Annotated in this window: 18 protein-coding genes and 2 pseudogenes; 1 reads left to right on the top strand and 19 read right to left on the bottom strand. The window is 67.5% G+C overall.

Going from position 1 to position 20,641, the window contains the following annotated elements; all coding sequences use genetic code 11:
- Positions 1-347: 347 nt before the first annotated feature.
- The 17 genes and pseudogenes from Atro_RS09645 to Atro_RS09725 all read right to left on the bottom strand — a co-directional run bounded on the left by Atro_RS09645 (position 348) and on the right by Atro_RS09725 (position 15,890).
- Positions 348-797 (bottom strand): GlcG/HbpS family heme-binding protein, encoded by a 450-nt coding sequence (locus Atro_RS09645; protein WP_497927410.1) that lies wholly within the window; start codon positions 795-797, stop codon positions 348-350.
- Between the two features lie 97 nt (positions 798-894).
- Positions 895-1,943 (bottom strand): annotated as a pseudogene (dmpG, locus tag Atro_RS09650) (4-hydroxy-2-oxovalerate aldolase).
- Between the two features lie 55 nt (positions 1,944-1,998).
- Positions 1,999-3,459, bottom strand: coding sequence for a 2-hydroxymuconic semialdehyde dehydrogenase (locus tag Atro_RS09655; protein ID WP_497927411.1), 1,461 nt, complete (start codon positions 3,457-3,459; stop codon positions 1,999-2,001).
- A 25-nt stretch (positions 3,460-3,484) separates the two neighbouring features.
- The gene (locus Atro_RS09660) at positions 3,485-4,408 is read right to left on the bottom strand and encodes a catechol 2,3-dioxygenase (protein WP_497927412.1); all 924 of its coding nucleotides are present in this window, start codon (positions 4,406-4,408) and stop codon (positions 3,485-3,487) included.
- Between the two features lie 8 nt (positions 4,409-4,416).
- Entirely contained in the window at positions 4,417-4,731 is a 315-nt protein-coding gene (locus tag Atro_RS09665) for a 2Fe-2S iron-sulfur cluster-binding protein (RefSeq protein WP_497927413.1), read from the bottom strand.
- 29 nt (positions 4,732-4,760) lie between these two features.
- Positions 4,761-5,717, bottom strand: a complete 957-nt coding sequence (locus tag Atro_RS09670; RefSeq protein ID WP_497927655.1) for an acetaldehyde dehydrogenase (acetylating) — start codon at positions 5,715-5,717, stop codon at positions 4,761-4,763.
- Positions 5,718-5,764: 47 nt separating this feature from the next.
- Complete coding sequence (locus Atro_RS09675) at positions 5,765-5,956, bottom strand: tautomerase family protein (RefSeq protein ID WP_131298801.1); 192 nt, start codon at positions 5,954-5,956, stop codon at positions 5,765-5,767.
- A gap of 16 nt (positions 5,957-5,972) precedes the next feature.
- A complete protein-coding gene (dmpH, locus tag Atro_RS09680) occupies positions 5,973-6,761 on the bottom strand; it encodes a 2-oxo-3-hexenedioate decarboxylase (RefSeq protein WP_497927414.1) in 789 nt (262 codons plus the stop codon).
- Between the two features lie 13 nt (positions 6,762-6,774).
- The gene (dmpE, locus tag Atro_RS09685) at positions 6,775-7,560 is read right to left on the bottom strand and encodes a 2-oxopent-4-enoate hydratase (RefSeq protein WP_497927415.1); all 786 of its coding nucleotides are present in this window, start codon (positions 7,558-7,560) and stop codon (positions 6,775-6,777) included.
- A gap of 17 nt (positions 7,561-7,577) precedes the next feature.
- Positions 7,578-7,916: a hypothetical protein gene (locus tag Atro_RS09690; RefSeq protein ID WP_497927416.1), complete on the bottom strand. Its 339-nt coding sequence runs from the start codon at positions 7,914-7,916 to the stop codon at positions 7,578-7,580.
- Positions 7,917-8,060: 144 nt separating this feature from the next.
- The gene (locus tag Atro_RS09695; RefSeq protein WP_497927417.1) at positions 8,061-9,332 is read right to left on the bottom strand and encodes an OprD family porin; all 1,272 of its coding nucleotides are present in this window, start codon (positions 9,330-9,332) and stop codon (positions 8,061-8,063) included.
- A gap of 234 nt (positions 9,333-9,566) precedes the next feature.
- Positions 9,567-10,883: an MFS transporter gene (locus Atro_RS09700; RefSeq protein WP_497927418.1), complete on the bottom strand. Its 1,317-nt coding sequence runs from the start codon at positions 10,881-10,883 to the stop codon at positions 9,567-9,569.
- 71 nt (positions 10,884-10,954) lie between these two features.
- Positions 10,955-11,726 (bottom strand): annotated as a pseudogene (locus Atro_RS09705) (1,6-dihydroxycyclohexa-2,4-diene-1-carboxylate dehydrogenase).
- Positions 11,727-11,774: 48 nt separating this feature from the next.
- Positions 11,775-12,785, bottom strand: a complete 1,011-nt coding sequence (gene benC, locus Atro_RS09710) for a benzoate 1,2-dioxygenase electron transfer component BenC (RefSeq protein WP_497927419.1) — start codon at positions 12,783-12,785, stop codon at positions 11,775-11,777.
- 102 nt (positions 12,786-12,887) lie between these two features.
- On the bottom strand, positions 12,888-13,376 hold the full coding sequence (gene benB / locus Atro_RS09715) for a benzoate 1,2-dioxygenase small subunit (RefSeq protein WP_497927420.1): 489 nt from the start codon (positions 13,374-13,376) through the stop codon (positions 12,888-12,890).
- A gap of 2 nt (positions 13,377-13,378) precedes the next feature.
- Positions 13,379-14,740, bottom strand: coding sequence for a benzoate 1,2-dioxygenase large subunit (gene benA / locus Atro_RS09720; RefSeq protein WP_497927421.1), 1,362 nt, complete (start codon positions 14,738-14,740; stop codon positions 13,379-13,381).
- Positions 14,741-14,930: 190 nt separating this feature from the next.
- Positions 14,931-15,890 carry an AraC family transcriptional regulator gene (locus Atro_RS09725; RefSeq protein WP_497927422.1) on the bottom strand — a complete coding sequence of 320 codons (960 nt, stop codon included), beginning with the start codon at positions 15,888-15,890 and terminating at the stop codon, positions 14,931-14,933.
- 258 nt (positions 15,891-16,148) lie between these two features.
- Here Atro_RS09725 and Atro_RS09730 point away from each other — a divergent pair, with 258 nt between their 5' ends.
- Entirely contained in the window at positions 16,149-17,057 is a 909-nt protein-coding gene (locus Atro_RS09730) for a LysR family transcriptional regulator (RefSeq protein WP_497927423.1), read from the top strand.
- 6 nt (positions 17,058-17,063) lie between these two features.
- Here Atro_RS09730 and Atro_RS09735 read toward each other — a convergent pair whose 3' ends face one another.
- On the bottom strand, positions 17,064-17,420 hold the full coding sequence (locus tag Atro_RS09735; RefSeq protein WP_497927424.1) for a DUF3147 family protein: 357 nt from the start codon (positions 17,418-17,420) through the stop codon (positions 17,064-17,066).
- Entirely contained in the window at positions 17,417-20,641 is a 3,225-nt protein-coding gene (locus Atro_RS09740; RefSeq protein WP_497927425.1) for an efflux RND transporter permease subunit, read from the bottom strand. Before Atro_RS09740 ends, Atro_RS09735 begins: the two co-directional genes overlap by 4 nt.

Here is a 20,641-nt window from a genome sequence, read left to right on the forward strand (position 1 = left end):
TCGTGGCCCCGGACTGACGATGAAAAAAGCCGCGCAGTATGACAGGGGAGTCCCGTGCCGTAAGCCATCGCCTACAGCAGATCGAGCGCTCTCCCCATTGGTTCGGAACGGCCACCGGCGTAGATTGAATCCCACCAAGACGTCGAAGGATCGACGCAGGCCGACCACGGATGGCGGCCAGAGGGACAGTCGCAGGATGCGGCTACTTCGTCAGGACGACGAGCACAGGGACGTAAGGAAGCAAAAACGGCGAGGCCAACCCCCTCGCCGTTTTTGCGTGCGCCGGAAAAAGCAGCCGCCCAGTTCCGCCGCCGCCGAAAGCGACCACGGAAAAGCGCGGCGGCGCGCTATGCCGAAGGCGCATCCAGCAGGGCCAGCACGGCGTGCAGCGCCGCCTGGGCGCACTGCTCGTCCTGCTGCTCGGAAGCGCCCGAGACGCCGATGGCGCCCACTGCCGCCCCCTCGAACAGAAAAGGCTCGCCGCCGCCGAACAGCGCCATGCGCGGCTGCAGCGGCAGACCCTGGCGGACGGCATCAGACATCCCGGCCAGGCGCTCCTCCCAGACCCGCGTCGGCGCCGCGAAGCCGACGGCGGTCAGCGCCTTGTTCAGGGCGATGTTCCGGCAGTGCAGCGGCGCGCCGTCCATGTGCGCGGTGTGGATCGGCTGGCCGGCCGCGTCGACCACGGCGATGCTGACCCGCACCGACAGCGCCGTGGCCTGGTCGAGCGCCGCCCGCAGGGCGTGCATGGCCAGGGCCAGGTTGATGCTGTCGGCCCGGCGCAGAGAAGGTTTCATCGGGTTCGCTTCCTGTCTTGGCAAAAAAGGCCCGGAAGCGAAACCGCTCCCGGGATCGAAAAACCGCCGCGGCGCCGCCGGGCGGAACGGTTGTGCGTTACGCGGAAGCCTGGCGGGCAACCTCGCCCCGCTGGCGCAGCAGATCCAGGGCCACGTCGACGATCATGTCTTCCTGGCCGCCGACCATCCGCCGCTTGCCCAGTTCGACGAGGATGTCCACGGTGCTCAGGCCGTATTTGTTCGCCGCCACCTCGGCGTGGCGCAGGAAGCTCGAGTAGACCCCGGCGTAGCCGAGGGCCAGGGTCTCGCGGTCGACCCGCACCGGGCGGTCCTGCAGCGGACGGACGATCTCGTCGGCGGCGTCCATCAGGGTGTAGAGGTCGGTGCCGTGGTTCCAGCCCAGGCGCTCGGCCGCGGCGATGAACACCTCCAGCGGCGCGTTGCCGGCGCCGGCGCCCATCCCGGCGAGGCTGGCGTCGATGCGGTCGCAGCCCTCCTCCACGGCGACGATGGAGTTGGCCACCCGAGCGACAGGTTGTGGTGGGCGTGGATACCGGTCTGGGTGGCCGGGTCCAGCACGTCCTTGACCGCGCGGAAGCGCTCGCGCACGTCCTGCATGCTCAGCGCGCCGCCGGAGTCGACCACGTAGATGCAGGTGGCGCCGTAGCTCTCCATCTTCTTGGCTTCCACGGCGAGGTTCTGCGGGCTGGTCATGTGGCTCATCATCAGAAAGCCCACGGTGTCCATGCCCAGCTCGCGCGCATAGGCGATGTGCTGGCGGGACACGTCGGCCTCGGTGCAATGGGTGGCGACCCGCACCACGCGGGCGCCGGCCTCGTAGGCTTCCTTGAGATGGTGCACCGTGCCGATGCCCGGCAGCAGCAGGGTGGCAATCCTGGCGTGGCTGACCACCTCGGCCACCGCCTCGATCCACTCGATGTCACTGTGGGCGCCGAAGCCGTAGTTGAAGCTCGAGCCCTGCAGGCCATCGCCGTGGGCGACCTCGATGGAGTCGACCTTGGCCTTGTCCAGCGCGCGGGCGATGTCCTGCACGTTCTGGATCGAGTACTGGTGACGCACGGCGTGGCTGCCGTCGCGCAGGGTCACGTCGGAGATGTACAGCTTCTTGTTCGGATCGAAAGTCATCTTGGCTCTCCTCAAGCGGCGCCACGGGCGCCGCTTTCCTTGACGGGTGTCTGTCTCACAGCTTCACGCAGACGTTCTTCAGCTCGGTATAGAACTCCAACGAGTGCACCCCGCCTTCGCGACCGATGCCCGACTGCTTGGCACCGCCGAAGGCGGTGCGCAGGTCGCGCAGGAACCAGCTGTTGACCCAGACGATGCCGGCCTCGATCTGCCCGGCGATACGGTGGGCGCGCGAGGCGTTCTCGGTCCAGATCGCCGAGGCCAGGCCGTAGGGCAGGCTGTTGGCCAGCTCGATGGCTTCTTCCTCGGTATCGAACGGGCGGATGTGGCAGCAGGGCCCGAAGATCTCCTCGGTGACCACCGGCGAATCGTCCTTCAGGCCGGTCCAGATGGTCGGCTGCACCCAGGCGCCGCCGGCCAGGTGCGAAGGCATGTCCGGCACGCCGCCGCCGGTGACGATGGTGGCGCCCTCGTCGGCAGCCTTCTGGTAGTAGCTGAGGACCTTCTCGCGGTGCTTGTGGCTGACCAGCGGACCGAAGTTGGCCTTCGGATCGTTCGGCTCGCCGATCGTCAGCGCCTCGGCGCCGGCCTTCAGGCGGGCGACGAACGCCTCGAAGATCGGCCGCTCTACGTAGACGCGCTCGGTGCCCAGGCAGACCTGACCGCAGTTGGCGAAGGCCGAGCGCAGGGTGCCCTCGATGGCCTTGTCCAAGTCGCAATCGGCGAAGACGATGCCGGCGTTCTTGCCGCCCAGCTCCAGCGACACCTGGCGCACGCCCTTGGCCGCGGCGCGCATGATGGTTTCGCCGGTGCCGGTTTCGCCGGTGAAGGTGATGCCGTCGACGTCCGGGTGGGCGGTGAGGAAGGCGCCGGCCGAGTCGCCGCCGAAGCCGTGCACCACGTTGTATACGCCGGCCGGCACGCCGGCGGCGTTCATCACCTCGCCGAGCAATGCGGTGGTGCTCGGGGTTTCCTCGGACGGCTTGACCACCACGGTGTTGCCGCAGGCCAGCGCCGGGCCGACCTTCCAGGTCATCAGCAGCAGCGGCAGGTTCCACGGGCTGATCACGCCGATCACCCCCTTGGGCCGGCGCACGCCGTAGTTGAGCGCGCCGCTGCCGTCCGGGGTGGCCATCTCGAAGGCCTCGGTGGGCACATTCTTCACCAGGTCGGCGAACACCTTGAAGTTGGCCGCGCCACGCGGAATGTCGATGTGGCTGGCCAGCGACTTCGGCTTGCCGGTGTCCTGGCACTCGGCCTCGAGGAACTCGTCGAAGCGCGCGGTGATGCCGTCGGCGACGCGGTGCAGGATCTCGCAGCGCTCCTGCACGCTCATCTTGCCCCAGGGGCCTTTGAGGGCGGCGCGGGCGGCCTTGACCGCGGCGTCCACCTCGGCCTCGCCGGCTTCGTGGATCCTGGCGATCACCTGGCCGTTGGCCGGGTTGACGTTGTCGAACAGCTTGCCGCTCGCCGAGCCGACGTACTGGCCGTCGATGAAGTGCTTGATCTCTTTCATGGGCTCAATCTCGTGAAATCTGGAATCAGGTCAGGGCGGTGAGGAAGCGTTCGTTGAGCTGGCGGTCGTGGTAGAAGATCGCCTTGCCCAACTGGTCGGCGGTCCAGGTCACCGGCGGATGGTCCGGGTAGTGGTAGTCGCCGCCGCAGAACACCTCGTTGCGGTTGCCCGAGGGATCGAAGAAATAGATGGTCTTGCCGTGGGTCAGGCCGTGGCGGGTCGGGCCGATGTCCAGCGAGGTGCCGCTCATGCTGATCAGGTCGGCGGCGCGCAGCACGTCCTCCCAGCTCTCGAGGAAGAACGAGGCGTGGTGGAAGCGGCCCTTCTCCGGGTGCTGGATGAAGGCCACGTCGTGGGCCTTCATGCCGACGGTGAGGAACTGGGCGACGCGCTTGCCCGCCTCGTCGAGCACCTGCTCGGCGAGGCTGAAGCCGAGCACCTCGGTGAACAGGCGCAGGGTCTCCGGCAGCTCGACGCCGTACAGCAGGCAATGGTCGAAGCGGGTCGCCTTCATGCCCTGCAGGCCGCGCGGCCAGGCTTCCGGGTTGACCTCGGAGACGCCCCACTTGCCGGTCTGCTCCTTCTCGGCGAACAGCTCGAAGCGGTGGCCGGAGGGCGCCTCGAAGCGGATGCGCCGGCCGCAGCCCTTGAGCTCGCCGGCCGGCAGACTCTCCACCGGGCAGCCGAAGGCGGCCAGCTCCTCGCTCAAGCGGCAGAGGGTGGCATCGTCGACGACCTTGAAGCCGAGAAAGTCCATGCCCGGCTCGTCGGCCTCGCGCAGCACCACCGAGAACCGGTCGACTTCGGTCCAGCCCTTGAGATAGACGCGGCCCTGCTCGTCCCTGTCCATTTCGATCAGCCCGAGCAGATCGACGTAGTGTTGCAGGGCAGCTTGCAGGTCCAGCACGCGCAGCTGGATATGGCCCGGACGCATTACACCTTTTTTCATGATGACACCTATTGTTGTTCTGGAGCCGCCCGGACTGCCTCGCCGCACGCCTGTATCTCGGCATCGCCCAGGGGAAACAGCCGGCAGGCCAGGGCCAGGCCCTGACCGCGCTCGTCGGCACTTACGTGGCGGCAACTCATGGCGCCGAAGTCGAACCGGCCGGCAACCACCCGGACCTTGCAGACTCCGCAACCGCCGCCCCGGCAACCGACCGGAATGCACCGCTTCCCCTGGCGTTCCATGGCGCGCAGCAACGATTCGCCAGGCCGCACTTCAAGCACTTCTCCACTGACCCGCTCGAGGACCCGATACAGTCGATTCATGGCCTTCTCCCGCGAGCCCGGTCCACCGTCTAAACCAACGCCGAAGGCAGCACCCGTACCTTGCCGCGCTCGGCCATCCGCTCGGCGCAGGACAGCGCCGCCGAGGTCATGATGTCGAGGTTGCCCGCATAGGCCGGCAGGTAGTGGGCGGCGCCTTCCACCTCGAGGAAGATCGAGGTCTTGAGCCCCGCCACCAGGCCCACGCCGGGCACGTTGACCGGCGTTTCGAGCAGGTCGAACTGCACTTCCTGCTTGAGCCGGTAGCCCGGCACGTAGCGCTGCACGCTGGCGACCATCTCCGCGACGCTGGCGGCGATGGCGTCCCGGTCGACCGCCTCGGAGAGCACGAACACGCTGTCGCGCATGATCAGCGGCGGCTCGGCCGGGTTGAGGACGATGATCGCCTTGCCCTTGCGCGCCCCGCCGATCACCTCGATGGCCGTGGAGGTGGTCTCGGTGAACTCGTCGATGTTGGCGCGGGTGCCGGGACCGGCGGATTTCGAGGCGATCGAGGCGACGATCTCGGCGTAGTGGACCTGGGCCACGCGCGACACCGCGGCGACCATCGGGATGGTCGCCTGGCCGCCGCAGGTGACCATGTTGATGTTCGGCGCATCGAGCTCGGCATCCAGGTTGATCGCCGGGACCACGTAGGGGCCGATGGCCGCCGGGGTCAGGTCGATGACCTTCACCCCGTGGGCCTGCAGCAGCTCGTTGTGACGGGCATGCGCGCCGGCCGAGGTGGCGTCGAAGGCGATGCCGATGTCCTTGAACTCCGGCAGCGCCAGGAGGCCCTCCACGCCTTGCGCGGTGGTGGCGACGCCGAGCCGCTTGGCGCGCGCCAGGCCGTCGGATGCCGGGTCGATACCAACCATGGCGCCCATTTCCAGGTGCTGGCCATGGCGCAGCACCTTGATCATCAGGTCGGTGCCGATGTTGCCCGAACCGATGATCGCAACCTTGCAACGGGACGATGTCTTTTCCACGGAAAACCTCGACTTGTTGTCCTTGTGATGAATGTCGAGCGGCACGCTCAGCGGCCGCGCTGCTTGGCCGTCTGGCCGGCGATGCCGAAGTTGGTGTTGGGCACCTCGGTGATCACCACGCGCACGCTCTCGATCGGCGCGTCGAGGGCATCCACGGTGGCACGGGTCAGGGCGTCGATCAGGCGGGCCTTCTGCTCTTCGCTGCGGCCTTCGATCAGGTAAACCTGCATGATGGGCATGGTGTCTTCCTCGCGGTCATACGAAGCGCATCGATACGCTGCCCAGATGCTGGTAGCGCACGGTGACGTTGTCGCCGGCGGCCACCGCCACCGCCTCGGTGACCCCGCCGGTGAGAATCAGGGTGCCGGCGGGAATCTCCCGGCCGCGGGCGCCCAACATGTTGGCGAGCATCGCCACGCTCTGCGCCGGATGGCCGAGCACCGCCGCGCCGGAGGCCATGGCCACCACCTCGCCGTTCTTCTCCATCACCACGCCGAGGTTCTTCAGGTCGATGCCTTCGGCGTTGCGGTAGGTGCCGCCGAGGACGTAGCGCGCCGACGAGGTGTTGTCGGCGATCACGCTTTTGAGGTCGAAGCGGAAGTTCTCGTAGCGCGAGTCGATGATTTCCACCGCCGGCAGGATGAAGTCGGTGGCCGCCAGCACGCTGCCGATGTGGCAGCCCGGCCCCTTCAGCGGGCGCTTGGTGACGAAGGCGATCTCCGCCTCGACCTTGGGGTGGATCAGGCGCTGGGTGTCGATCTCGCCGCCGTCGGCCACCGCACCGTAGTCGGTGATGAAGCCGTAGACCGGATCGACGACGCCCATCTGGCGCATCTTGGCGTGGGAGGTCAGGCCCATCTTCAGGCCGGCGACGCGCACGCCGCGGGCTTCCTTGAGCGCACGCTGGGCGTCCTGGATGGCGTAGGCGTCCTCCCAGTCCATGTCCGGGTAGTCGTCGGTGATCTTGTGCACTTCGCGACGCTCGGTTTCGGCGGCGTCGAGATGGGCGGCGAGGCGCTCGATGGTTTGCGGGTCGAGATTCATCGAAATTCTCCTGTCAGACGAAACGCACGCCGGCCGAGCCGATGCCGCCGATGCCGATGCGCAGGTTGTCGCCGGCCTTGACCGGCAGCATGGTGGAGAGGGAGCCGGAGAGGATCACCTCGCCGGCCTTGAGCGGCACTTCCAGGCGGCCGAGGGTGTTGGCCAGCCAGGCCACGGCGTTGGCCGGATGGCCCAGCGCGGCGGCGCCGGCGCCGGTGGCGGCGATCTCGCCGTTGAGTTCGAGGGTCATGCCGACCACGCCCAGATCCAGGCGGCGCGGATCGACGGCGGCATCGCCGAGCACGAACAGCGCCGAGGAGGCGTTGTCGGCCACGGTGTCCTGAATCTTGATTTTCCAGTCGGCGATCCGCGAATCGACGATCTCGAAGCAGGGCACCACGTATTCGGTGGCACGCAGCACGTCGGCGACGGTCACCCCCGGCCCGGCCAGCTCGTGCTTGAGCACGAAGGCGATCTCGCCCTCGGCCTTCGGCGCGATCAGCCCGGCGGCCTCGATGGCCGCGCCGTCCGCGCGGAGCATGCCGGAGGTCAGGTGGCCGAAGTCGGGCTGGTCGACCTTGAGCAGGTCCATGACCACCCGGCTGGTGACGCCGATCTTCTTGCCGATCACGGTCTCGCCATCGGCGTCCAGGCGCCGGGCGATCAGGCGCAGCTGGATCTGGTAGGCCTCTTCCAGGCTGAGGTCGGGATCGCGCTCGGTCAGCGGGGCGATGGGACGACGGTCCTTGAGCGAGCGGTAGAGCTCGTCGGCGTACTGGTTGAGCAGGGCTTGGCGCATAGTGGTTTTCCTGCGGGCTAAGCGTGAATGGCGAAAGGGGTGTCGGTAGCGAGGCGCCCGCCAGGAGCGGAACGCGTCGGGAGTGGCTGGAAGGTAAACAGGGGCAGCAATGCCGTCCAATCGAATCTAGTCACCAAACGATGCCTTAAAGGCATCGTCGCATTGCGTTCTTCGCGACTGCCGAAGAACTTTCGGCAAATCAGGCAATTGCCTTGTTGCGCGGGCGGAAGTTGCCGGCCCAAGTTCGAGCAAATGCTCTTGCCGGATATCCGGTTTTCAATCGGGCATGGTTGGCCGAAAACGAAAAAACGCTCTTTTTCGATCATCAACCAAAACGACAACAGTCTGTTGCGCATTTATGCCTTGTCCTCCCGAGCAGATAACCCTGAAAATTCGGAAACGTTGTACGGAACAGTACGGCAGCCTGTTTCTTGCAACTTCATATATCCATAGGGTCTGGTGTTAGTTGCCCCCCTACAGGGAGCGCCTAATAACAGCGGCTAAAACAACTTGATCGCGTAGTTGATGATGATGCGGTTCTCGTCGATGTCGCTGGCGTAGTTGGAACGGGCGATCGCGTTGCGCCAGCGGATGCTGACGTTCTTCAACGGGCCGCTCTGGACGGTGTAGGCCAGGTCCAGGTCGCGCTCCCACTCCTCGCCCTCGAAGCCGCGCGGCCCGGTGTCGACGTTGTCGCCCTGGACGTAGCGCAGGGTGCTGGTCAGGCCGGGCAGGCCGAGGGTGGCGAAGTCGAAGTCGTGGCGGATCTGCCAGGAGCGCTCGTCCGGCGCGGAGAACTGGTAGGTCGGCAGTTCGTTGCCGAGCGGCGAGAGGGTGTCGCCGATGCGCAGGAAGCCGTCGTCGCCGTAGACGCCCTGGTAGCCGACGAAGAAGGTATGGCCCTGGTATTTGGCCGAGAACAGCCCGTACAGCAGCTGGTTGTCGAGGCTGCCGGCGTCGGTGTTGCCGTCGTCCTGGGCGGTGTAGTAGCCGATGTCGGCAGCCAGGGTCCAGGCACCCAGCGGCAGGGCATGCCTGATGCCGTAGAAGCGCTGCTGGTAGATGTCCTCCAGCTGGCCCTGCCAGAAACTCAGCGTGGTGCGGTTGGCGTTGAAGCTGTAGTCGCCGCCGAGGTAGTTGTAGTGATCGCCCGTGACGTGGGCCAGGCGCCTGGGGTTGATCGGGTCGTTGATGATCAGCGCGGTCATCTCGCCGTCGTCGGTCGAGTTGCGCATGCTGGCCGAGTTCAGCCGGCCGGCCTGCAGGGTCAGCCCGGGGATCTCCCGGGAAGTCAGGGTCGTGCCCTGGTAGGTCTGCGGCAGCAGGCGGTTGTCGGTGTGCGCCAGGATCGGCAGGTTCGGCGTCTGCTCGCCGAAGCGCAGCTCGGTGTTGGAGAAGCGGGTCTTCAGCGTCAGCCCCAGGCGGGAATACTCGTCGGCGGCCTCGCCGTCGTCGTGCACCGGCAGCAGGCCGGTGCCAGCGCGGTCGCGGCTGCTGTCGAGCTTGACGCCCACCAGGGCGAGCGCGTCGAGGCCGAAGCCGACCGGTCCCTGGGTATAACCGGACTTGAAGTTGAGGATGAAGCCCTGCGCCCACTCCTCCGCCTTGGACTGCCGGTTGCGTCCCTGGATATCGGAGAAGTCGCGCATGAAATAATAATTGCGCAGTTGCAGGGTGGCGGTGGAGTCTTCGACGAAGCCACTTTCGGCCATTGCTGCCGGAATGCCGCCGGCCGTCGCAAGCGTTATAGCGAATTGCAGTTTTCGCTTCATGATGTGTCTCTTGTTGTTATTGTAAGAAGTGCCTTGGAAGTTTTCGGGCGCACTTGCAGGCAGATATTGGCAATATATTTTCAGGGCGCAGCAATACCGGCTTCTGTTCGGCTGCCTTGATTAACGGTGCCGTGTTTATTTCCCGTTTCCGAAACAACTTTCGTCAGGCGGCAGAAGGAAGGCGCACAAACAGACCCGGCAGCCCCTTGCCTCCCTCCGCCGCCTCTTCCCCCGTTATGCCAGCGCCTCGCCGGCCGCAGCGCCGGTCGCCTGCCGGTGCGCGCAGAACAGGGTCATGGCGATGGCCGCGACCAGGCCGGGGATGGCGAAGGCGATGAAGTTCACCTGCAGCGGCAGGCTCATGCCGACCAGCGCCCCGCCGAGCAGCGGGCCGACGATGGCGCCGTTGCGGCCGATCCCCGAGGCCCAGCCCAGACCGGTGGAGCGGATGGCCATGGCGTAGAACTGCGCGGCGCAGGCGTAGAGCAGGATCTGCGAGCCGATGGTGGTCGCGCCGGCGATGGCGATCAGGCTGTAGAGCACCGGCGTCGGGCTCTTGAAGCCGAGCAGGCCAATCGACAGGGCGGCGACGGCGAAGAACGCCACCAGCACCCTGGGCAGGTTCAGCCGGTCGCCCAGCCAGCCGCCGCCGATGGCGCCGAACACCGCGCCGAAGTTCAGCGCCAGCAGGAACGACAGGCTGGAGCCGAGGCTGTAGCCGGCACTGGCCATCATCTTCGGCAGCCAGGAGCTGAGCGCATAGACCATCAGCAGGCAGCAGAAGAACGCCACCCAGATCGACAGGGTGCGCAGCGCGCGGCCCTCGCGGAACAGCTGCAGCACCGGCGCGCCCTCGCTCCTGGCCTCGGCCATCTCCAGCACATCGTCGTCCTGCAGTGCCCGGTCAGGATCGACGCGCCGGAGGATGGCGCGCGCCTCTTCGCTGCGGCCCTGGCGCAGCAGGTAGCCGACCGATTCGGGCAGGAACCAGAGGATCAGCGGCACGGCGGCGGCCTGGAACATCGCCTCCCAGCCGAAGCGCGGCAGCATGTAGATGCCGAGGCCGGCGGAAAGCATGCCGCCCAGCGAATAGCCGCTGAACATGATGGCCACCAGGGTGCTGCGGATCTTCTTCGGCGCGTATTCGTTCATCAGCGCCACCACGTTGGGCATCAGCCCGCCGATGCCGAGCCCGGCCATGAAGCGGCAGATGCCGAACTCGGTGGGGGTACGGGTGAAGCCGTTGAGCACGGTGAAGCCGCTGAACAGCACAAAGCAGATGGCGATGCCCTTCTTGCGGCCGATCCGGTCGGCCAGCGGGCCGAAGAACAGCGCGCCGAACATCATGCCGAACAGCGCATAGCTGCCCAGGGCGCCGGCTTCCAGCGGGCTCAGGCCCCAGGTTTTCATCAACACCGGCAGGACCACCCCGTAGATGAACAGGTCATAGCCGTCGAAGATCAGCAGCAGTGCGCACCAGCACAGCACCCTCCAGTGGAAGCGGTTGAAGCGCGCCTCGTCGATGAGGCGATTGACATCGATCGTTTGCATGGCGTGGATCTCTGTTGTTGTTGTAATTGCAAAACCACGTGCGCGCTCCGCCCGACGGCGGAGCGCCGGCCTCAACCCAGGTCGCCGCCCCCACCGGCAGGGTCGTGCCGGTGATGTAGGAGGCTTCGTCGGAAGCCAGGAAGAGGATTGCCCCGACCTGCTCGTCGATGGTCCCGTAGCGCTTCATCAGCGAGCTGTCGACGGTCTGCTCGACGATCTGCTGATACCAGGCCTTGTCCTGTCCGCTCGGCTCGGCGGCGTTGCGCGGGATGCGCCGCGGCGGCGCCTCGGTGCCGCCGGGGGCGGTGGCGTTGACGCGGATGCCGCGCTCGGCGGTCTCGAAGGCCAGGCAGGCGGTGAGCGCGTTGACGCCGCCCTTGGCCGCGCCGTAGGGCACCCGGTTGACGCCGCGGGTGGCGATCGAGGAGACGTTGACGATGGCCCCCGGCCCTGCTCGAGCATCGCCGGCAGGGCGGCGCGGCAGCACCACAGGGTGGGGAACAGCGAACGGCGCACCTCGGCCTCGATCTGTTCCTCGGCGTAGTGCTCGAAGGGCTTGGCCCAGATGGTACCGCCGACGTTGTTGATCAGGATGTCGAGGCGGTCGAAGCGCTCGACCGCCGCCGTCATCACCCCCTGGCAGTCGGCGAAGCGCTCCAGGTCGGCGGTCAGGGTCAGCACCCGGCCGGCGCCCAGTTCCTGCAGTTCGTGGACCAGCTCGGAGCGGTCCACGGCGACCAGCCGGGCGCCCTCGCCGACCAGCCGCTCGGCGACGCGCCGGCCGATGCCCTGGGCCGCGCCGGTGACCACCGCGACCCTGTCTTGAAAGCGTTTTTCATGCATGGCGTTTCTATCCTTGGGGCCGCCCGTGCGGACACGGGCGGTGGCGGTTCAGACGCTGGCGGCGAACTTCTCGTAGTGGAAATTGGCCGGCTGGATGCCCTGCTCGCGGAGGAACCCGTTGACTGCCTCGACCATCGGCGGCGGGCCGCACAGGTAGATGTCCACCTCGCCGTCGTTCAGGTGGTGCGGCTTGATGTGCTGGGTGACGTAACCCTTCTGCGGATAGTGGCTCTCCGGGCTGGCCACGCAGGCGGTGAAGCTGAAGGTGGGAATGCGCGAGGCGAACTCCTGCAGGCGGTCCATCTCCACCAGGTCGGCATCGTGGGTGACGCCGTAGATCAGGTGGAGCGGGTGCGCGCTGCCGCTCTCGGCGATCTTCTCCAGCATGGCGGTGAAGGGCGCGAGGCCGGTGCCGCCGGCCAGCATCAACAGCGGGCGGCGGATCTCGCGCAGGTAGAAGCTGCCCAAGGGTCCGGTCAGGGTCATGGCGTCGCCGGCCCTGGCCTGCTGGCTGAGATAGCCGCTCATCAGGCCGCCCGGCACGTTGCGGATCAGGAAGCTGACCTCGCCGTCCTGCGGCAGCGAGCTGAACGAGTAGGCGCGAGTCTGGTCGCTGCCCGGCACCCGGAGATTGACGTACTGGCCCGGCAGGAAAGACAGCCTGGCCAGGGACGCGCCCTTGATCGACAGGGCAATCACGCTGGGAGAAAGCGCGCGCACGTCGCTGATGAGCGCCTCGTAGCTGGCCTGCTCGGTCTTGCAGACTTCGGAGGAAGCCGGAATGCGCAGCACGCAGTCGCTTTCCAGACGCATCTGGCAGGTCAGCACCAGGCCTTCGGCCTTCTCCGCCTCGCTCAGCGCGTCCTCGATGTAATTGTCGCCCAGGTCGTAACGACCGGCTTCGGCAAGGCACTTGCAGGCGCCACAGGCTCCATCGCGGCAGTCCAGCGGAATATTGATGCCCTGACGGTAGGAGGCGTCGGCGACGGTTTCACCACTGTCCACCTCGATGAAACGGGTGACCCCGTCTTCGAAATTCAGCGCAGCCTTGTATGACATATGGCACCCCGCTCTCATTCTTCGGTTGGTGCGAGCGCCGGACGGCGGGCGGGACGCAGGGGCCCCGCACGGCGCCGGCGGCGCACGGTCTTCGAGCTGTGTTCAGATGTGGTAGACGTCGAGGACGTGACGCACGTAGTCGTTCTTCAGCACCACCTTTTTCGCCTTGATCAGCGGGTTTTCGCCGCGGATGTCGAGGGTGTAGTAGCTGGTGCCGTAGAACTGGTCGACGGTCTTGTAGCGGAAGCTCAGGGTGTGCCAGTTGAAGCGCAGGCGGCACAGCTCGTCGGTCTTTTCGAGGATTTCCAGGTTGGCGATGTTGTGCGAGGTGCGGGTATCCGGGATGGTCGCGCTGGAGCGCTCGGTGCGGATGCGGAACACCCGGTCCTCCAGGCCGCTGCGGTTGCCGTACCAGATCAGCGAGATCTGGCTCTGCGGATCGTCGGTCAGCTGGTCGCGGTCGTCCCAGGACGGCATCCAGAAGGTGCAGTCCGGAGCGTACTGCTCCAGCCAGCTGTCCCAGTCCTTCTCGTCCAGGTAGCGGGCTTCGCGGTAGAGGAAGTCGCGTACGGCTTCGTAGGATGCGTTCATGATCAGTTGCCCTCCACGTGAATCAGCCTGTCCTGCTCGCTCTTCAATGCCGCGGTCATGCGCTCCTGCCAGTAGCGGTGCTGCATGATGTAAAGCCCTTCGTCCTCGGCCCGCACGCCGCTCATTTTCGGCGCCAGGCCGATTTCCCGGGCGGACTCGTCGGGTCCGTCGATCCAATGGGTGGCACCGCGGGACATGTCGTTCCAGACCGCCGCGCGGCCCTGGAAGCCCTGCTGGCAGGCGCGGAACTCCTCGAGGTCGTCCGGGGTAGCCATGCCGGTCACGTTGAAGAAGTCTTCGTACTGGCGGATGCGGTGGGCGCGCGCCTCGGCGTTCTCGCCCTTGGGCGCGATGCAGTAGATGGTCACCTCGGTCTGGTCGACCGAGATCGGCCGGAGCACGCGCAGCTGCGAACCGAACTGATCCATCAGGTAGAGGTTGGGGTAGAGGCAGAGGTTGCGCGAATGGCCGATCATCCAGTCGGCGCGGGCCTGGCCGAACGCCTGGGCCAGCTCGTCGCGGCGCTGGTACAGCGGACGGTCCTCCGGGTTGTCCCAGCGGGTCCAGAGCAGGATGTGGCCGTTCTCGAAGGCGTAGAAACCGCCGCCCTTCTTGCCCCAGCCGCCGGCGCTCATGGCGCGGATGTCGTCGCCCGCCTCCTTCTGCTTGCGCTGGCCCTGGGTCGCGGCGTAGTTCCAGTGGGTGGCGGTCACGTGGTAGCCGTCGGCGCCGTTCTCCGCCTGCAGCTTCCAGTTGCCCTCGAACACGTAGGTAGAGGCGCCGCGCAGCACTTCCAGGCCTTCCGGCGACTGGTCGGCCACCATGTCGATGATCTTCGCCGACTCGCCGAGGAATTCGCCCAACGGCTGGACGTCGGCATTCAGGCTGCCGAACAGGAAGCCGCGGTAGGACTCGAAGCGGGCGATCTTCTTGAGGTCGTGCGAGCCGTTGCAGTTGAAGCTGTTCGGGTAGCCCGCATCGGCCGGGTCCTTCACTTTCAGGAGTTTGCCCGAGTTGCTGAAGGTCCAGCCGTGGAACGGACAGGTGTAGGTGGCCTTGTTGCCGCTCTTGAAGCGGCACAGCGCCGCGCCGCGGTGGCTGCAGGCGTTGATGAAGGCGTTCAGCTCACCGTCCTTGGTGCGGGCGATGATGATCGGCTGGCGGCCGATGTGGGTGGTGTAGTAGTCGTTCTTCTCGGGGATCTGGCTGTCGTGGGCCAGGTAGATCCAGTTCCCTTCGAAGATGTGCTTCATCTCCAGCTCGAAGAGTTCCGGGTCGATGAACATGTCCCGCTTGCAGCGGTAGAGGCCCTTTTCGCGGTCCTCTTCCAGTAGGCCATTGATCTCGTCGATTCCAAGAGTCATTGCCGTCGGCTCCGTTGTTGTTATGTCAGAGCCCCATGCTAAGAACCGGCGACAGCCGGCAATATCCGTTTCCTGCAGGACCTTTATCCACTCTCTGCAAACGCGGTACGCAGGTTTCGGACAGAAGCGAAAGCGCCGCCCCGGTGCAAGACCGGGGCGGCGCGGAGGACGGCGCGGTGAGGTGGAAGGCTCAGCAGGCGCGGCGCTTGAGGGTGTCCGAAGGCAGCTCGCCGAAGGCGTTGCGGTAGGATTCGGAGAAGCGCCCGAGGTGCAGGAAGCCGTAGTCGAGCGCCACCTCGGTGATATTGCGCACCGGCACCGCGGGGTCGCGCAGGCTGGCGTTGATCCGTTCGAGCCGCTTCTGCCGCACGTAGTGCCTGGGCGTGGTCCTGGCGTGCTTTTCGAACAGCGCATACAGCGAACGCGGGCTGACGTGCACCAGTCCGGCCAGCTGTTCGAGGGTGATGTCCTGCTTGAGGTTTTCCTCGATGAACTGCACGACCCGCTCGAAGATCGCCGAGGCGCCGCCCGGCTGCTCGCGGCGCACGTTGTTCCGCAGGCAGAGCAGCTTGTTGGCGATGATCCGCCCGTAGTGCTCCTGCAGCCGCGGCGGCGCGACGCCGGACTCGGCCTCCTCGCAGACCAGGCCGAGCAAGTTGAGCAGGCCGCCGAGCTCCTGCAGGCTGTGCCGGCTGGCGGTGAAGCGGATGCCCTCGCCGGGCCAGTGCCAGTGGTTCTCGGCACAGGCCGCTTCCAGCAGGGCGCCGGGCATCTTGACGATGAACTTCTCGCAGTCCTGGGAATAGGTCAGGTCCACCGGGTCGTCCGGATTGATCAAGAGCAGCTCGCCCGGCACGAAGTGGTGCTCCTGGCCGCACGCACCGCGCCACAGGCAGTGGCCCTTGAGCAGGATCTGCAGGTGGTAGATGGTTTCCAGCGCCTCGGAGGTGACGCGCACGGTGCCACCGTAGCTGATCCGGCACAGGTCGAGATCGCCGAACTTGCGGTGGCTGAGGTCGGCGGTGGGATGGCTGGACTGCGACAGACGGATGGAATGGGAGCCGACATGCTGGTTCACGTAGCCGGAAACGTCGTAGGGGTCGGCGCCCCGGAAGACCACGCTCTTTTCTCTCAGTAAGGAAAACTCCATCACTCAAGGCCTCTTGGTATTGTTTTTCTTATTCTCGGAGCGGTTTTGCCGCTCTGGATTCGCCTTTTACAGCGCGCGTCGCCGGTACTTGGCGAGGTTTCTCCCACTCCGTTTGCCGAATGCCGGCAAAGTCGTGGCGTAAAGATAAACAGCCGCGGCGATGCCGTCCAATCGAATACAATCACCGAACGATACCCGAGCGGCATCATTGTCCCGCCCTTTTCCGACCCGCATGGTGATCCCTTGGAAATCAGGCAGTTGAAGTATTTCGTCGCGGTGGCCGAGGAGCTGAACTTCAATCGCGCCGCCGAGCGGCTGTACATCACCCAGCCCGCCCTGAGCCGGCAGATCCAGCAGCTCGAGGACGCCATTCCCGCCGTGCTGCTGGAGCGCAACTCCAAGCGCGTCGCGCTGACCGAGGCCGGCCAGGCCTTCTACCAGCAGGCGCTGAACATTCTCGCCCAGTTGCAGCACGCGGCCGACGAGTCGCGCCTGCTCGCCGAGGGCAAGAAGGGCAGCCTGGTGATCGGCATCTTCGGCTCGTCGATCCTCGACTTCATCCCGCAGGTGCTGCTGGAGTTCGGCCGCACCCATCCGGCCGTGGAGATCTCCCTGCATCCGATGGACAAGGACGCGCAGATCCAGGCGCTGCGCGAGCGGCGCCTGAGCATCGGCTTCAACCGCCTGGTGCCGGACGAGCCGGACATCGAGCAGGAACTGGTGCGCGAGGAGGCGCTGATGCTGGCGCTGCCGGCCAAGCACCCCCTGGCGGCGCGGCAGGCCGTCGAACTGGGCGAGGTGCTGCAGGAACCCTTCATTCTCTACCCGCGCGGCGTACGGCGCGGCCTGGCCAGCCACGTGCATCGGCTGTTCGCCGACTACGACGCGGTGCCGCGAACGATCCAGGAAGTCACCGACGTGACCACCAGCATCGCCCTGGTGGCCGGCGGCCTGGGGCTCTGCGTGGTGCCCCAGGCCGCCGTCAACCTGCGCCTGCCGGGGGTGGAATACCGCCCCCTGCGCTGCCGCGGCAAGGCCGAGATCGAGCTGGCCTGCCTGTACCGCAAGGGCGACGGCTCGCCGGTCCTGCGCGCCTTCCTCGCCACGGTCCGCCGGCTCGCCAGCGTCGAGGCGGCGCCCGCGGCGCACGGCCAGGAAGCGCCCTGAGCCCCGCTAGCCGAACAGCCCGAGCCGGAACAACCGGTCGAGGCCGAGCAGGACGGCATAGGCCAGCAGTGTCGCCAGCACGCTCGCCCCCAGCGCCGGCCAGAAGCCCCAGCCGACCTTGACCGCCGCGGGAAACACCAGGAAGAACGCCAGCGACGGCAGCACCAGCCAGAAGATCCCGCGCGCCAGGTCGGCGGCCTGCAGCGCGCTGCCGGTGTCCCGGTACAGCCAGACCAGCGCCAGCAGCGAGGTCAGCGGCAGGGCGGCGAGCAGCGCGCCGGCGAAGGCGTTGCGCTTGCCCAGCTCGCTGATCAGCGCCACCAGCAGCGCGGTCACCAGCACCTTGACCGTGAAGGCGATCATGGGCTGAGCTCCTTCTGCAGATGTGCCGGAACGGCCGCCCGCTCCTCCGCCCGCGCCGCGGGCGCCTGCTCTTCGCGGTGCAGCCAGCGGTACAGCGCCGGCAGCACCAACAGGGTCAGCAGGGTCGAGGAGACGATCCCGCCGATGACCACGGTGGCCAGCGGCCGCTGCACCTCGGAGCCGGCGCCGACGTTGAAGGCCATCGGCAGGAAGCCCAGCGAGGCCACCAGGGCGGTCATCAGCACCGGGCGCAGGCGGCCGAGGGCGCCCTCGACGATCGCCGTCTCGAGACCGGCGCCGCGCTCGCGCAGCTTGCGCACGAAGGCGATCATCACCAGCCCGTTGAGCACCGCCACCCCGGACAGGGCGATGAAGCCGACCGCGGCGGAGATCGACAGCGGAATGCCGCGCAGCGCCAGGGCGATCACCCCGCCGGTCAGCGCCAGCGGCACGCCGCTGAACACGATCAGCGCGTCGCGCACCGAGTTGAAGGCCCAGAACAGCAGGGCGAAGATCAGCGCCAGGGTCGCCGGCACCACGATCGCCAGGCGCTGGCTGGCCGAGATCAGCTGCTCGAAGGTGCCGCCGTAGTCGACCCAGTAGCCGGCCGGCACCTCGACCTCGGCGGCCACCCGCTGGCGCAGCTCGGCGACGAAGCCGCCGAGGTCGCGGCCGCGCACGTTGGCGGTCACCACCACCCGGCGCTTGCCGTTCTCGCGGTTGATCTGGTTGGGGCCCTGGTGGACCTCCAGCGTCGCCACCTCGCGCAGCGGCACGGTCTGCGGCGCGCCGGCCAGCCAGGCGGCGGCGCGGCTCGACTCGTCGGCGTTGAGGCTGGCGCCGAGCGGGATCGGCAGGTCGGCCAGCGCCGCCGGGTCCTGGCGCAGGCGCTCGGGCAGGCGCACCACGATGTCGAAGCGCCGGTCGCCCTCGAACAGCTGGCCGGCGACCTCTCCGCCGACCGCCGTGGCCAGGGTGTCCTGCACCGCGCCGGGGTTGAGGCCGTAGCGCGCCAGCGCTTGGCGGTCGGGGCTGACGCTGAGCAGCGGCAGCCCGGTGGCCTGCTCCAGCTTGACGTCGGCGGCGCCCGGCACCGCCTTGGCGACGCGCTCGATCTTTTGGCCGACCGCCACCAGTTGCTCCAGGTCGTCGCCGTAGAGCTTGATCGCCACGTCGGCGCGCACCCCGGAGATCAGCTCGTTCATGCGCATCTGGATCGGCTGGGTGAACTCGTAGTTGTTGCCCGGCAGGCGCTTGACCGCCGCCTCGATCTCGGCGATCAGCGCGGCCTTGGGCTTGCGCGGGTCGGGCCACTGCGCGCGCGGCTTGAGGATCAGGAAGGTGTCGGCCACCGAGGGCGGCATCGGGTCGGTGGCCACCTCGGCGGTGCCGAGCTTGCCGAACACCCGCTCGACTTCGGGAAACTGCTTGATCCGCGCCTCCAGGGTCGCCTGCATGCGGATCGCCTGGTCCAGGCTGGTGCCGGGAATGCGCAACGCGTGCAGGGCGATGTCGCCCTCGTCGAGGCCCGGCACGAACTCGCTGCCCAGGCGGGTGGCGAGCGTCCCGCAGGCGGCGACCAGCGCCAGCGCCGCGGCGATCATCCAGCCGCGCCGGCGCAGCGACCAGCCCAGCACCGGCGCATAACCGCGCCGCGCCCAGCGCATCAGGCGGGTGTCGTGCTCGGCCACGCGGCCGCGCAGGAACAGCGCGACGGCCGCCGGGACGAAGGTCAGCGAGAGCAGCATGGCGCCGCTCAGGGCCAGCACCACGGTGATCGCCATCGGCTGGAACATCCGCCCCTCGACGCCGCCGAGGGCGAAGATCGGCAGGTAGACGGCGGTGATGATGCCCAGGCCGAACAGGCTCGGGCGGATCACCTCGGCGGTGGCCGCAGCCGCGGCGTCCAGCCGCTCGCCCTCGCCCAGCGGCCGGCCCAGCGCCTGCTGCAGCATCCCGAAGCGACGCAGGCAGTTCTCGATGATGATCACCGCACCGTCGACGATCAGGCCGAAGTCCAGCGCGCCCAGGCTCATCAGGTTGCCCGACACCCCGCCGCGCAGCATGCCGGTGACGGTGAGCAGCATGGACAGCGGGATCACCGCCGCGGTGATCAGCGCGGCGCGAAAGTTGCCGAGCAGCAGGAACAGCACCACGATCACCAGCAAGGCGCCTTCGGCCAGGTTCTTGGCCACCGTCTCGATGGTGCGCTCGACCAGCCGGGTGCGGTCGTAGACCGGGTTGGCGCTGACCCCGGGCGGCAGGCTCAGGCTGGCCTGGGCCAGCTTCTCCGCCGAGGCCTGGGCGACCTCGCGGCTGTTCGCGCCGATCAGCATGAACACCGTACCGAGCACCACCTCGCGGCCGTTCTGGGTGGCCGCGCCGTTGCGCAGCTCCGGCCCCTCGCCCACCTCGGCCACGTCGCGCACGCGGATCGGCACGCCCTCGCGGCGGTCCAGCACGATGTCGCGCAGGGCGTCGAGGTCGGCGATCTGCCCGGGGGCACGGACCAGGAACTGCTGGCCGTTGCGCTCGATGTAGCCGGCGCCGACGTTCTGGTTGTTCGCCGCCACCGCGGCGACCACGTCGTGCAGGGTGAAGCCCAGGGCGACCAGCCGGGCCGGATCGGGGGTGATGTGGATCTGCCGGGCGAAGCCGCCGATGGTGTTAACCTCGGTGACCCCGGCGGTGTTACGCAGCTGCGGGCGCACCACCCAGTCCTGCAGGGTGCGCAGGTCGGTGGCGCTCCAGGGCGTGCCGTCGGGCTTGCGCGCCGCGGGGTCGGCCTCGAGCGTGTACATGAAGATCTCGCCCATGCCGGTGGCGATCGGCCCCATGGCCGGCTCGAGGCCGGCCGGCAGCTGGCCGCGCACCTGCTGCAGGCGCTCGCCGACCTGCTGGCGGGCGAAGTACAGGTCGGTGCCGTCCTTGAACACCACGGTGACCTGCGACAGGCCGTAGCGCGAGATCGAGCGCGTGTAGTCGAGGCCGGGCAGGCCGGCCAGCGCGGTCTCGATCGGGAAGGTCACGCGCTGCTCGGCCTCGAGCGGCGAGTAGCCGGCGGCCTCGGTGTTGATCTGCACCTGGACGTTGGTGATGTCCGGGGTGACGTCGATTGGCAGCTTGGTGAAGCTCCAGCCGCCCAGGCCGGCCAGGGCCAGGGTGAGGGCGAGCATCAGCCAGCGCTGGGCGATGGCGAAGCGGATGATTCTTTCGAGCAT

The organism is Azotobacter tropicalis, from assembly GCF_059739045.1.